This window comes from Pantoea sp. B550 (genome assembly GCF_024158165.1).
GTDB classification, from domain to species: Bacteria; Pseudomonadota; Gammaproteobacteria; order Enterobacterales; family Enterobacteriaceae; genus Pantoea; species Pantoea alfalfae.
Genome location: NZ_JAMYXI010000003.1, coordinates 592619 through 605649 on the forward strand (window position 1 = coordinate 592619; position 13031 = coordinate 605649).

At 55.3% G+C, this 13031-nt stretch carries 11 protein-coding genes; 7 read left to right on the plus strand and 4 right to left on the minus strand.

Features of this window, described 5'->3' with window-relative positions:
• Positions 1 to 12 precede the first annotated feature (12 nt).
• Positions 13 to 1581, minus strand: a complete 1569-nt coding sequence (ahpF, locus tag NIM72_RS05835; protein ID WP_253419316.1) for an alkyl hydroperoxide reductase subunit F — start codon at positions 1579 to 1581, stop codon at positions 13 to 15.
• Positions 1582 to 1652: 71 nt separating this feature from the next.
• The gene (gene ahpC / locus NIM72_RS05840) at positions 1653 to 2216 is read right to left on the minus strand and encodes an alkyl hydroperoxide reductase subunit C (RefSeq protein WP_013358496.1); all 564 of its coding nucleotides are present in this window, start codon (positions 2214 to 2216) and stop codon (positions 1653 to 1655) included.
• A 234-nt stretch (positions 2217 to 2450) separates the two neighbouring features.
• Here ahpC and NIM72_RS05845 point away from each other — a divergent pair, with 234 nt between their 5' ends.
• A complete protein-coding gene (locus NIM72_RS05845) occupies positions 2451 to 2906 on the plus strand; it encodes a GNAT family N-acetyltransferase (RefSeq protein ID WP_161732239.1) in 456 nt (151 codons plus the stop codon).
• On the opposite strand, the gene apbC is transcribed toward NIM72_RS05845, so the two are convergent.
• Entirely contained in the window at positions 2903 to 4015 is a 1113-nt protein-coding gene (gene apbC / locus NIM72_RS05850; protein ID WP_253419319.1) for an iron-sulfur cluster carrier protein ApbC, read from the minus strand. The genes NIM72_RS05845 and apbC overlap by 4 nt on opposite strands.
• 176 nt (positions 4016 to 4191) lie before the next feature.
• Between apbC and metG the strand changes: the two genes are divergently transcribed.
• The 6 genes from metG (at position 4192) to sanA (ending at position 11364) form a co-directional block, all read left to right on the plus strand.
• On the plus strand, positions 4192 to 6225 hold the full coding sequence (gene metG, locus NIM72_RS05855) for a methionine--tRNA ligase (protein WP_253419322.1): 2034 nt from the start codon (positions 4192 to 4194) through the stop codon (positions 6223 to 6225).
• Positions 6226 to 6453: 228 nt separating this feature from the next.
• Entirely contained in the window at positions 6454 to 6846 is a 393-nt protein-coding gene (locus tag NIM72_RS05860) for a CidA/LrgA family protein (RefSeq protein ID WP_222925223.1), read from the plus strand.
• Entirely contained in the window at positions 6839 to 7531 is a 693-nt protein-coding gene (locus NIM72_RS05865; protein ID WP_222925222.1) for a CidB/LrgB family autolysis modulator, read from the plus strand. Before NIM72_RS05860 ends, NIM72_RS05865 begins: the two co-directional genes overlap by 8 nt.
• A gap of 120 nt (positions 7532 to 7651) precedes the next feature.
• Entirely contained in the window at positions 7652 to 8542 is an 891-nt protein-coding gene (gene cdd, locus NIM72_RS05870) for a cytidine deaminase (protein WP_253419325.1), read from the plus strand.
• A 269-nt stretch (positions 8543 to 8811) separates the two neighbouring features.
• The gene (locus NIM72_RS05875) at positions 8812 to 10509 is read left to right on the plus strand and encodes an NAD-dependent malic enzyme (protein ID WP_253419328.1); all 1698 of its coding nucleotides are present in this window, start codon (positions 8812 to 8814) and stop codon (positions 10507 to 10509) included.
• Between the two features lie 135 nt (positions 10510 to 10644).
• Complete coding sequence (gene sanA / locus NIM72_RS05880; protein ID WP_013358504.1) at positions 10645 to 11364, plus strand: outer membrane permeability protein SanA; 720 nt, start codon at positions 10645 to 10647, stop codon at positions 11362 to 11364.
• A gap of 638 nt (positions 11365 to 12002) precedes the next feature.
• On the opposite strand, the gene mglC is transcribed toward sanA, so the two are convergent.
• Positions 12003 to 13013, minus strand: coding sequence for a galactose/methyl galactoside ABC transporter permease MglC (gene mglC, locus NIM72_RS05885; protein ID WP_161732226.1), 1011 nt, complete (start codon positions 13011 to 13013; stop codon positions 12003 to 12005).
• Positions 13014 to 13031: the final 18 nt, after the last annotated feature.

The window sequence follows — 13031 nt, forward strand, 5'->3', positions numbered from 1 at the left end:
GCTAACTAAATGTTATTCAGCCGATTTGGTACGAATCAGATAGTCAAACGCGCTCAGTGAGGCTTTAGCACCTTCACCACTGGCGATGATGATCTGTTTGTACGGCACGGTGGTGCAGTCGCCCGCAGCAAACACGCCCTTCAGGCTGGTTTCGCATTTACCATCGATGATGATCTCACCCATTTTGTTGCGCTCAACCGCGCCTTCCAGCCACGGGGTGTTCGGCAGCAGACCGATCTGAACGAAGATACCGGAGAGCGGCAGCTCGTGGGTGGTCTGCGTCGTACGGTCGATATAGTGCAGGCCGGTCACTTTGGTGCCGTCGCCTTTCACTTCAGTGGTCTGCGCGTTCAGGATCACATCAACGTTCTTCAGGCTGCGCAGCTTATCCTGCAGCACCTGATCGGCGCGCATCGCACCGGCAAACTCCAGCAGCGTAACGTGTTCAACGATACCGGCCAGATCGATGGCCGCTTCCACGCCGGAGTTACCGCCGCCGATCACCGCTGTGCGTTTGCCTTTGAACAGCGGACCATCGCAGTGTGGGCAGTAGGTCACGCCTTTGGTGCGATACTCTTCTTCACCCGGCACGCCCATGTTACGCCAGCGTGCGCCGGTCGCCAGGATGATGCTGCGGGATTTCAATACTGCGCCGGAGGCGGTTTCGATGGCGTGCATTCCGCCCTCTTTCGCTGCCGGGATCAGTTTGATGGCGCTCTGGCTTTCAATGACGTCCACGTTGTAATCATCCACGTGTGCGCGCAGTGAACCGGCCAGTTTTGCCCCTTCGGTTTTCGGTACGGAGATATAGTTTTCGATATCGACCGTGTCAAGCACCTGGCCGCCAAAACGCTCACCCAGCAGGCCGGTACGGATGCCTTTACGTGCTGAGTAGATGGCTGCCGCTGCGCCCGCCGGACCACTGCCGATAATCAGGACTTCATACGCGTCACGCTTGTTCAGCTCTTCTGCCGCACGTTTATCCGCATTGGTATCCACTTTGCTGACGATTTCCGCCAGGCTCATGCGACCCTGACCAAACTCTTTACCATTGAGGTAAACCGCTGGCACGCCCATCACGTTACGTTCCTGAATCTCGTTCTGGAACAGGCCACCGTCGATAGCGGTGTGGCTGATGCGCGGATTAATCACCGCCATAAGGTTCAGCGCCTGTACGACGTCAGGGCAGTTATGGCATGAGAGTGAATAGTAAGTTTCGAAATGGAAGTCACTGTCCAGCGCCGCGATCTGATCCAGCAGGCTCTGTGCTTCTTTCGACGGATGCCCACCGGTCTGTAACAGCGCCAGCACCAGTGAGGTAAATTCGTGACCCAGTGGGGAACCGGCAAAACGCGGGCCGCTGTTCGAACCTGGGTTAGTGATCAGAAATGAGGGCTTACGCACCTGACGATCGTTCTCTTCGCGGAAGCTGACTTTGTCAGACAGGCCGGCGATATCAACCAACAGTTCACGGATCTCGGTTGATTTTGCACCCTCATCCAGGGTGGCGATCAACTCAACAGGTTTGGTTAATTTCTCAAGGTAAGCCTTGAGCTGCGTCTTCAAATTTGTGTCGAGCATAGTGATATCCTGGTCAAAAAATCGGGTGCCGCAGCACCCGATTGGAGAATGGTCGAAAGGGCGAAGCGGAATTAGATTTTGCCAACCAGGTCCAGAGACGGAGCCAGTGTTGCATCACCTTCTTTCCATTTAGCCGGGCACACTTCACCTGGGTGAGAAGCCACGTACTGAGCCGCTTTCACTTTGCGCAGCAGGTCAGAGGCGTCACGGCCAATGCCTTCAGCAGTGATTTCGATGGCCTGGATAACGCCTTCCGGGTCAACGATGAACGTACCGCGGTCAGCCAGACCTTCGTCTTCACGCATGATTTCGAAGTTACGGGTCAGCGCGCCAGTCGGGTCACCAATCATCGCGTACTGAATTTTCGCGATGGTGTCTGAAGAACCGTGCCAGGCTTTGTGGGTAAAGTGGGTGTCGGTAGAAACGGAGTAGATATCTACGCCCAGTTTCTGGAATTCTTCGTAGTGGTCAGCCACGTCGCCCAGTTCGGTCGGGCAGACGAAGGTGAAGTCAGCTGGATAGAAGAAGAACACACTCCATTTACCTTCAACGTCTTTCTCGGTTACGTCGATGAATTCGCCGTTTTTGAATGCTGCGTTTTTGAACGGCTTGATTTTGGTATTGATAATAGACATCTGTGGCCTCCGTTAAAATATGTGATGCAGGTTACATAATTTTCGGGCCAACATCTAATACGCGGTCGTTATCAATCTGATAAACGAAAGCTATCAAACGCTGAAAGCCTGATGCTCTCTGGCCCGGCAGGCAGTGTACAGCGATTTTCGTGACATTTAACCCGCTTTATCTTTTCGCCTGTCTTCGCGAATCACTGCTAGTTTTGTAAGACCGGATTATAAGGGAGCTGACCTGTGGAGATTCGTCCGTTTACGGAAGCCGATCGTCCTTTCCTGCGCACGCTGTTTCTGGCGGCGCGACGACACAACTGGCGCTGGCTTGACGGCAGCGAGTGGCAGCTGGAAGATTTTGATGGCGTGATTCTGGGCGAAACCGTGCTGGTCGCGGAAGCAGAGGGGCAGCGTGTCGGATTTGCCGGGCTGCTGGAGAACGACAACTTCCTGCACAGTCTTTATGTCGATCCTGACTGGCAGGGACGCGGCGTGGGCAGCGCTTTACTGGAAGCAGTCGAAGCGCGCTTTACCTCAACCGGCGCGCTGAAGTGCCTGCAGAAGAACAAAGCGGCACAGGCGTTTTACCTGAAACACGGCTGGAAAATGATTTCACAGGGCGAAGGTGAGCACGGCGGCTACGTGTTGATGCATTACCCGCTGGCCTCACACTATGCCAGCGGGTCGGGTCGGGCTTAAAGCGCGCGGAAGGCGATGTCGCCGGGGATGACTTCGCCCTGCCAGTAAAGCTGAGCCGCAACGCGTCCGGCCAGCTGGCGATAGAGCGCGGTAAATTCGCTGTCGGGACGACGAATCACCGTCGGTTCACCTTCATCAAGATCTTCGCGCAGGTCAATGTGCAGCGGCAGCTGGGCCAGCAGCTGTGTCTGGTAATCCTCCACCAGTTTCTGCGCGCCGCCGGTGCCAAAGATGGGCTCGTGGAAGCCACACTGACTGCAGATATGCAGGCTCATGTTTTCCACCACGCCGAGCACCGGCACATTGACCTTTTCAAACATCACCAGCCCTTTGCGGGCATCAATCAGGGCGATGTCCTGCGGTGTCGTCACCACCAGCGCACCGGTGACCGGCACGTTCTGCGCCAGCGTCAGCTGAATGTCGCCGGTGCCGGGCGGCATATCCAGCACCAGATAATCCAGCTCCGGCCACAGCGTTTCGTTGAGCAGTTGCATCAGCGCTTTGCTGGCCATCGGCCCGCGCCACACCATCGCATTGTCATCCGTGACCAGATAACCAATGGAGTTGGTGGCCAGCCCGTGCGCCATGATCGGTGCCATATGGGTGCCATCTGGCGAGGTTGGCCGTTGATCCTGAGTGCCGAGCATGTTCGGCACAGACGGGCCGTAGATATCGGCGTCCAGAATCCCGACCCGCGCGCCTTCTGCTGCCAGCGCAAGCGCCATGTTTACGGCGGTGCTGGATTTTCCCACGCCGCCTTTGCCGGAGCTGACCGCAATAATGTTTTTGACGCCGTTAACGCCCGGCTGGTTTTTTACCCGCTTCAGGGTGGCAATATCATGGCTGAGCCGCCAGTCGATGGCGCGTGCGCCGGTCTGGCGCAGCAGTTCGGCGCTGACCTGCTCTTTCAGGTCGTCGAATCCGCTGGCCCAGGCAAACGACATCACCAGTTCCACATGCAGCGTTCCATCCAGCTGCGCCACATGGTGCAATGCCTTCAGGGCGGTGAGATTCTGCTTAAGGGTCGGATGCTCAAAGCTTCTCAATACGCCTGCCACGATGGCGCGCAGGCCTTCTGGCGTATGCGGTTCCCGGGATTGTACTGTCATCCCCTGCTCCTTATTTCTGCTGTGCTTACGCTGTGTTTCAGCGATGTATTGTCAATGATATCAGATGCTCGTGGATCTGCGGCGACTGGCAGGGTGAATCCCTTGTGTTTACGCAGGTGAAGCCTTCAGTTACCATCTAAGCCCGTTTTTTCAATCAACAGAAAGCTACGCAAACTATGACTCAAGTCGCTAAAAAAATTCTGGTAACGTGCGCACTGCCTTACGCGAACGGATCAATCCATCTCGGCCACATGCTCGAGCATATCCAGGCAGACATTTGGGTGCGTTATCAGCGAATGCGTGGCAATCAGGTTTATTTCATCTGCGCCGATGATGCGCACGGCACGCCGATCATGCTGAAAGCTCAGCAGCTGGGCATTGCACCGGAGCAGATGATTGCAGAGATGAAAAGCGAGCATGAAGCCGACTTTGCCGGTTTTAATGTCAGCTATGACAACTATCATTCGACCCACGGCGACGAGAACCGTGAGCTTTCAGCGCTGATTTACGGCCGTCTGAAAGAGAACGGTTTTATTAAAAACCGCACCATCTCCCAGCTCTACGATCCGGAAAAAGGGATGTTCCTGCCGGACCGTTTTGTGAAAGGCACCTGCCCGAAATGTAAATCACCTGATCAGTATGGCGACAACTGTGAAGTCTGCAGCGCGACCTACAGCCCGACCGAGCTGATCGATCCGAAATCGGTGGTATCCGGTGCGACGCCAGTCCTGCGCGACTCCGAGCACTTCTTCTTTGATCTGCCGTCCTTCAGCGCCATGCTGCAGGCCTGGACCCGCTCCGGTGCGCTGCAGGATCAGGTGGCGAACAAAATGCAGGAGTGGTTTGAATCGGGCCTGCAGCAGTGGGATATCTCCCGCGATGCGCCTTATTTCGGCTTTGAAATCCCGGACGCGCCAGGCAAATATTTCTACGTCTGGCTGGATGCGCCTATCGGTTACATGGGCTCGTTCAAGAACCTGTGCGACAAGCGTGGCGACATCGACTTCGACGAATTCTGGCGTAAAGACTCGACGACCGAGCTGTATCACTTCATCGGTAAAGATATCGTCTACTTCCACAGCCTGTTCTGGCCAGCGATGCTGGAAGGCAGTCACTTCCGCAAGCCAAACAACCTGTTTGTACACGGCTATGTCACCGTCAACGGTGCCAAGATGTCGAAGTCGCGCGGCACATTTATTAAAGCCAGCACCTGGCTGCAGCATCTGGATGCCGACAGCCTTCGTTACTACTACGCGGCGAAACTCTCTTCACGCATCGACGATATCGACCTGAATCTGGAAGATTTCGTCCAGCGCGTGAATGCTGACATCGTTAACAAAGTGGTTAACCTGGCGTCACGTAACGCGGGCTTCATTACCAAACGCTTTGACGGCAAACTGGCGGCAGAGCTGGCCGATCCGGTGCTCTATCAGACCTTCGTGGATGCGTCAGAGAAGATTGGTGACGCCTGGGCGGGTCGTGAATACAGCCGTGCTATCCGTGAAATCATGGCGCTGGCTGACCTGGCGAACCGTTATGTCGATGAGCAGGCTCCGTGGGTGGTGGCGAAGCAGGAAGGCCGTGATGCCGATCTGCAGGCAATCTGCTCCATGGGCATTAACCTGTTCCGCATTCTGATGACCTGGCTGAAGCCGGTACTGCCGTCACTGAGCGCCCGCGCAGAAGGCTTCCTGAACGGTGAACTGAGCTGGGATGCCATCGCGCAGCCGCTGCTGGATCATCAGGTCGCACCGTTCAAAGCGCTCTACAGCCGCATTGAAATGGCGAAAGTCGAAGGACTGATTGAGGCTTCGAAAGAGGATGCCGCTGCGGCCAGTGCATCGCCCGCCACGGGCCCGCTGGCCGATGCACCGATCGGTGAAACCATTACCATTGATGATTTCGCCAAAGTGGATATGCGCGTCGCGCTGATTGAGCAGGCGGAACTGGTGGAAGGTTCGGACAAGCTGCTGCGTCTGCAACTCGACCTGGGCGGTGAGAAGCGTCAGATCTTCTCAGGTATTCGTGCCGCCTATCCTGATCCCGCCGTGCTGGTCGGTAAAATGACCATTATTGTGGCTAACCTCGCCCCGCGTAAAATGCGTTTTGGTATCTCTGAAGGCATGGTGTTGTCAGCGGGCCCGGGCGGCAAAGATCTGTTCGTGCTCTCCGTCGACAGCGGTGCTGTGCCGGGTATGCCGGTTAAGTAATCGCCTGCCGACGCTTAACAGGTTAAGCGAAGTGCCGTCCTCAACCCTTCGCGCCGTATCACTGGCGCGAAGGGTTATTTTTCCCCCTTTGCATTCTCACCGCTACTACCCCGCTTCCTTCTGCTGAAACGCTTTGCCCGTTGCTGCTACTCTGCGGCATAAATGTGATCGCTAGCACGCTAAGCGGTTAATGCGTATGATGAAGCTCAGTGAAAACAGGAGCCTGCCATGCTCACCGTGCTGTCTGTCTGCGGACGTTATCTTCGCGCCTTTATCATCATTTATCTCTGCTTATACGCTGGCATCGGCATCGCTTCGCTGCTGCCCATTAAACTGCCAGGCAGCATCCTGGGAATGTTAATTCTGTTCGGCCTGCTGGCGTCGCAGATCCTGCCGGTCAGCTGGGTAAAACCGGGCTGCCATCTGCTGATTCGCTACATGGCGCTGCTGTTTGTGCCAATCAGCGTCGGAGTGATGAGTTACACCGATATACTCACCGCCCAGTTTGGCCCGATTGTTGTTTCCTGTGTTGTCAGTACCTTCCTGGTACTCTCCATTGTCGGCGTCAGCGCCCACCGGCTTCACAGCCGCCGTCCTGCCGGAGAGTCAGCCGATGAGTGACATGTGGTGGTCACTGCCACTGACGCTGGCAGCCTTTTTTCTGGCGCGCAAGCTGGCGATACGACTGAAAATCTCGCTGCTTAATCCGCTACTGGTCGCCATGGGGATGATTATCCCGATACTGCTGCTGTTGCAGCTTCCTTACTCGCGCTATTTCGCCGGCAGCCAGATTCTTAATCAGCTGCTGCAACCGGCTGTGGTCGCGCTGGCACTGCCGCTGTATGAGCAGATGCATCAGATTCGTGCCCGGTGGAAATCGATTATTGGCGTCTGCTTTATCGGCAGCCTGACCGCCATGATCTCAGGCACCGCTATTGCCCTGTGGATGGGTGCCACACCTGAAATTGCCGCCACCATCGTACCTAAATCCGTGACCACGCCCATCGCGATGGCCGTCTCCGGTTCGCTGCACGGCATTCCCGCCATCAGCGCCATCTGCGTGCTGATTGCCGGAGTACTGGGTGCGGTATTCGGACACACGCTGCTGAATCTGCTGGGCGTAAAATCGAAAGCGGCGCGCGGACTGGCAATTGGCAATGCATCGCATGCGCTGGGCACGGCGCGTGCCGCGGAACTGGACTATCAGGAAGGAGCATTCAGCTCACTGGCGCTGGTGATCTGCGGCATCATCACCTCTCTGCTGGCACCGTTTATTTTTCCGCTGCTGATGCACTGGTTTGGCTGAAAGTTTGCGAGAGATCTCGCAAAGTTGAAACATGCAACACATGTTACATTGTCAGAGCGATGTGGATCACATATAAACCGGTGACTGGCACATCGCCCTGCTGAATTTAATGAGGCTCACATGCATTCCCGTTTCCTTTCTGCTTTTGAGGCATTGCCGTCAACGCTGCAAACTGCACTTGCTCCCCTGTTGAACGATCCTGACTTTCATGCGGTGATCAGCGCCGACCAGGTCACCTCACTGCAACAACAGACACAAATGGAGGCCGATGCGCTGGCGCTGGCGCTGCTGCCCCTCGCGGCCTCCTGTGCCGTTCCTACCGTGTCGCATTTTAACGTTGGGGCGATAGCCCGCGGCGTCAGCGGCAACTGGTACTTCGGGGCTAACATGGAATTTGTCGGCACGCCCATGCAGCAGACCGTCCATGCTGAGCAGAGCGCTATTACCCATGCGTGGCTGCGCGGCGAGCGCCAGCTTGAGACCATCACCGTTAACTACACGCCGTGCGGTCACTGCCGTCAGTTCATGAACGAGCTGAACAGCGGCACCAACATTCGCATCAGCCTGCCACAACGCGCAATCAGCACCCTGGCCGATTATCTGCCGGATGCCTTTGGCCCGCGCGATCTGGACATTACGACCTTCCTGATGGACGAGGTGGACCACGGCTATGTGGCCGAAGGCGATGAACTGGTGCAGGCTGCGGTTGCCGCTGCCAATGCCAGCCACGCGCCTTACAGCCAGTCCCACGCGGGTGTTGCGCTGCTGACCACGGATGGCGCGATTGTCGCCGGTCGCTATGCCGAAAATGCCGCGTTTAACCCGAGCTTCCCGCCGCTTCAGGCGGCACTGGTCTTGCTGAACATGCAGGGCGGCGATGTTCGTCAGATAAAAAAAGCGGTACTGGCCGAAGTGGAAAATGCCACGTTAAGCCAGTTTGCCGCCACGCAGGCGACGCTTGAGACATTTGGTTGCGGTGAGCTGCTGCAGGTAACGCTGTACAAAGCATAACCCGCTGTCAGAGAAGCCACAGTTTTGTGAGCTTTTGTGAACAAACGCTGTACTTCTGCGGGAAATTTCATAGGATCTGGCGCCAGAATTCACGCAATTACAAATTACTCTGAATAATTCAGGTTGCAGGATAGCAGCACGGTCGTGAATGTTTCCGCAGCGGTTACCCTGCCGCTGCCTGACCTGCAGTCTGAGCTATAACGGGTGAGAAAACTGGCGCTACCTTTCCGGCGTGACGCCAGACAACACTGCAACCGGAGCATTACCGCATGGAACTCGACTACGAAAGTAAACGCCCGCTGTATATCCCTTATGCTGGCCCGATTTTGCTGGAATTTCCCCTGCTGAATAAAGGCAGCGCCTTTAGCATCGAAGAACGTAATGAATTCAACCTCAACGGTTTGCTGCCAGAAGCAGTGGAATCGATTGAAGAGCAGGCGCAGCGTGCCTGGCGTCAGTTCCAGGACTTCAAAAATAATAACGATAAGCATGTCTACCTGCGTAACATCCAGGACACCAACGAAACGCTGTTCTATCGCCTGCTGGATAATCATCTTGAAGAGATGATGCCGATTATCTACACCCCGACTGTGGGCGCAGCCTGCGAACACTTCTCTGAGATCTACCGTCGTGCGCGTGGCGTGTTCATCTCCTACCCTAACCGTGACCGCATCGAAGATATGCTGCAAAACGCCACCAAGCAGAATGTGAAGGTGATTGTAGTGACCGATGGCGAGCGCATCCTGGGCCTCGGCGATCAGGGCATCGGCGGCATGGGTATCCCGATTGGTAAGCTTTCACTCTATACCGCCTGTGGTGGCATCAGTCCGGCTTACACCTTGCCGGTGGTACTGGATGTCGGCACCAATAACCAGCAGTTGCTGAACGATCCGCTCTATATGGGCTGGCGTCATCCGCGCATTACCGGCGAAGAGTACGACGAGTTCGTCAATGAATTTATCCAGGCCGTTAAACGCCGCTGGCCGAAAGTTCTGCTGCAGTTTGAAGATTTCGCCCAGAAGAACGCCATGCCGCTGCTGAACCGCTATCGCGATGAGGTCTGCTGCTTTAACGACGATATTCAGGGCACTGCAGCCGTTACGGTAGGTACGTTGATTGCCGCCAGCCGCGCAGCCGGTAGCCGCCTGTGCGAGCAGAAAGTGGTGTTCCTGGGTGCCGGTTCCGCGGGTTGTGGTATCGCTGAACAGATCATCGCGCAGATGAAATCAGAAGGCCTGAGCGACGAGGAAGCACGTGGCCGGGTGATGATGGTCGATCGCTTTGGTCTGCTGACGGACAAGCTGCCTAACCTGCTCGATTTCCAGAGCAAGCTGGTGCAGAAGAGCGAAAACCTGCAGCAGTGGGATGTCACCAATGATTCCATCTCGCTGCTGGACGTGGTGCGCAATGCGCAGCCCGATATTCTGATTGGTGTCTCTGGCCAGCCGGGCCTGTTCACCGAAGAGATCATCCGCGAGATGCACAAGCACTGTCAGCGCCCTATTGTGATGCCACTGTCGAACCCGACATCACGCGTGGAAGCGACGCCAGCCGATATCATCGCCTGGACTGACGGTGCCGCGCTGGTCGCAACCGGAAGCCCGTTCTCGCCGGTGAGCTGGAACGGTAAAACCTATCCGATTGCGCAGTGCAACAACTCCTACATCTTCCCGGGCATTGGTCTGGGTGTGATTGCTTCGGGTGCCAGCCGCGTTACCGATACCATGCTGATGACCGCCAGCCGCGCGCTCGCTGACTGTTCTCCGCTGGTGAATGAAGGTGAAGGCCCGGTACTGCCTGAGATTAAAGATATCCAGGGCGTGTCGAAAATCATAGCGATGGAAGTGGGTAAAGCTGCTCAACTGGCGGGTGTCGCCGTGGTGACCTCTGAAGATGTGTTGTCACAGGCTATCGCCAACAACTTCTGGCTGCCGCAGTATCGTCACTATCGTCGTACCTCGATTTAATCTTCCCACTGCCGGATCGCCTCTGGTCCGGCAGTGTTCAAAAAACGTACAGCCAGCCGGCAGTCACTTGCTTCGCTGCGGCTGCTCAAGTAGCCTTGTCCCATCTCACTATTTTGACATCGAGTCTCCAGGCGCATGCTGAAACGCGTTCTCATTGGTCTGCTTTTCATCATCTTACTGATGGTGGCAACGGCGCTCGGCCTTGATCGCTGGATCAGCTGGAAAACTGCGCCTTTTATATACGAAAATGTCGCTTCATTGCCGCATCGTCAGGTAGGTGTGGTCCTGGGGACGGCGAAATATTATCGTACAGGCGTTATCAATCAGTATTACCTCTATCGTATGCAGGGCGCTCTTAATGCCTATAACAGCGGCAAGGTGAATTATCTGCTGCTGAGCGGTGACAACGCGCTGCAAAGCTATAATGAGCCGATGACGATGCGCCGCGATCTTATCAAAGCCGGTGTCGATCCGGCTGATATCGTGCTCGATTATGCCGGGTTCCGGACGCTTGATTCGATTGTGCGCACCCGCAAAGTGTTTGATACCAATGATTTCATTATTATCACGCAGCGCTTCCACTGTGAGCGCGCGCTGTTTATCGCCCTGCAGCTGGGCATTCAGGCCCAGTGCTATGCGGTGCCCTCACCGAAAAACATGCTGAGCGTGCGCTTCCGTGAGGTCGGTGCCCGGCTGGGTGCACTGGCGGACCTCTTCCTGCTTAAGCGTGAACCCCGTTTCTTAGGCCCGCTGGTGCCGATTCCTGCCGTACACGATGTTCCTGAAGACGCGCAGAGTTATCCGGCGGTGACGCCGGAGCAGCTGCTGGAGCTGGAACAGAAGCTGCGGAAATAGCTCACGCGCTGCGACTTCTTTATGCTGGTTACTGCTGTGCCGAGGTCTGGCAGTAACGTGCAGGGCTCAGGGAGCTGACGGTAATATGCTGGCTCAGGGAGCATACGTTTAGTCGCCATCTGTTACTATGCAGCGATCATTAAGCTGATTAATTACATGACTACGGTAGATAATTCAGTGCTACTTCCCCTCTGAAAGCCGACTTAGACTGCTGAGAAATCTGAAGAGGGTGAATCTTATAACAATGAATAAGCTCAACGCGCAGGGAACACGGTCAGAAGAGGAAAGCGTCCCACGCCAGGGATGGCGTGGGCCGAGCATGCCATGGATGACGGCTTTTGCGACTTTCCGATCTGACCGTGTTCCCTACGCATACTCGATCTCACAGAAACGACCCCAGCACTCTCCCCTATAAAAAGCGTTCTGCGGAGGAATGACACGGGCAGATCATTTACTGGCCTTAGCGTCTTTCCGATCTGACCGTGTTCCCTTCGCAGACTCGATCTCACAGCGACAATGCCTGCACTCCACCCACAATGCCTGCACTCCAGCGACAATGCCCGTACTCCAGCAACAATGCCTGCGCTCCCATAATAAAAAAGCGACCCGAAGGTCGCTTTTTTAGCGTTTAATAAGACTTACTTCTTACGAGAATATTTCAGGGAATCCAGCGCCACGGCGAAGATAATAATGCCGCCCTTAATGATGTACTGCCAGTAAGGGTTCACGCCGATATAGGTCAGACCGTAGTTGATAACGGTGAAGATCAGCACACCGGTGACGACACCCGCCACACTACCCACACCACCGGCGAAGGAAACGCCGCCGACCACACAGGCCGCAATCGCATCCAGCTCATACATAAAGCCAAGGTTGTTGGTGGCAGAACCGATACGACCCGCCTCCAGCATCCCGCCAAAGGCGTAGAACACACCTGACAGGGCATAAATCATGATCAGGTTCAAAGGCACGTTCACGCCTGACACTTTCGCCGCTTCCGGGTTACCGCCGATAGCAAAAATGTTTTTGCCGAAGCGGGTTTTGTTCCACAGAATCCAGACGAAAATAATGGCAATCACAGCGTAGAACGTGATGAACGAGAGTTTAAAATCACCAAAGCGTAAGAAACCCTGAGCAAATTTCGAGAACCCTGCGTCAAAGCCAGCAATCGGTGAGGCACCCACAAAGTCGTAATAGAGTGAGTTGATACCGTAAACGATAATCATGGTGCCCAGCGTGGTGATAAATGGCGTTACCTTCAGGTAAGCAATAATCACACCATTCACCAGACCAATTACACCGCCAATGATGCACACCGTCAGGATAACCAGTGGAATCGGCACGGTATCCAGCGTCGGGAAGACTTTGTTCGCGTTATCCATCGCCTGCAACAGCGTTGCGGCAACGACCGCCGCTAAGCCAACCTGACGTCCGGCTGACAGGTCAGTACCCTGGGTCACAATCAGACCCGCCACACCCAGTGCAATAATAATGCGCACCGAAGATTGGGTCAGAATATTACTCAGGTTCATCAAACTTAAAAATGTCGGATCCTGGAAAATAATAATAGCCAGCAATACCAGCAGAACGACATAAATGCCGCCCTCTTTTAACCAGGTTAGCGCATTCTTTTTTGTAGTCGCTTTCATGTTAACAGCCCTTGCTTC

What these genes read in the sequence shown, in the direction of transcription:
- ahpF (WP_253419316.1), bottom strand. Translation starts at nt 1,581, where the DNA reads ATGCTCGACACAAATTTGAAGACGCAGCTCAAGGCTTACCTTGAGAAA.
- ahpC (WP_013358496.1), bottom strand. Translation starts at nt 2,216, where the DNA reads ATGTCTATTATCAATACCAAAATCAAGCCGTTCAAAAACGCAGCATTC.
- apbC (WP_253419319.1), bottom strand. Translation starts at nt 4,015, where the DNA reads ATGACAGTACAATCCCGGGAACCGCATACGCCAGAAGGCCTGCGCGCC.
- metG (WP_253419322.1), top strand. Translation starts at nt 4,192, where the DNA reads ATGACTCAAGTCGCTAAAAAAATTCTGGTAACGTGCGCACTGCCTTAC.
- NIM72_RS05860 (WP_222925223.1), top strand. Translation starts at nt 6,454, where the DNA reads ATGCTCACCGTGCTGTCTGTCTGCGGACGTTATCTTCGCGCCTTTATC.
- NIM72_RS05865 (WP_222925222.1), top strand. Translation starts at nt 6,839, where the DNA reads ATGAGTGACATGTGGTGGTCACTGCCACTGACGCTGGCAGCCTTTTTT.
- cdd (WP_253419325.1), top strand. Translation starts at nt 7,652, where the DNA reads ATGCATTCCCGTTTCCTTTCTGCTTTTGAGGCATTGCCGTCAACGCTG.
- NIM72_RS05875 (WP_253419328.1), top strand. Translation starts at nt 8,812, where the DNA reads ATGGAACTCGACTACGAAAGTAAACGCCCGCTGTATATCCCTTATGCT.
- sanA (WP_013358504.1), top strand. Translation starts at nt 10,645, where the DNA reads ATGCTGAAACGCGTTCTCATTGGTCTGCTTTTCATCATCTTACTGATG.
- mglC (WP_161732226.1), bottom strand. Translation starts at nt 13,013, where the DNA reads ATGAAAGCGACTACAAAAAAGAATGCGCTAACCTGGTTAAAAGAGGGC.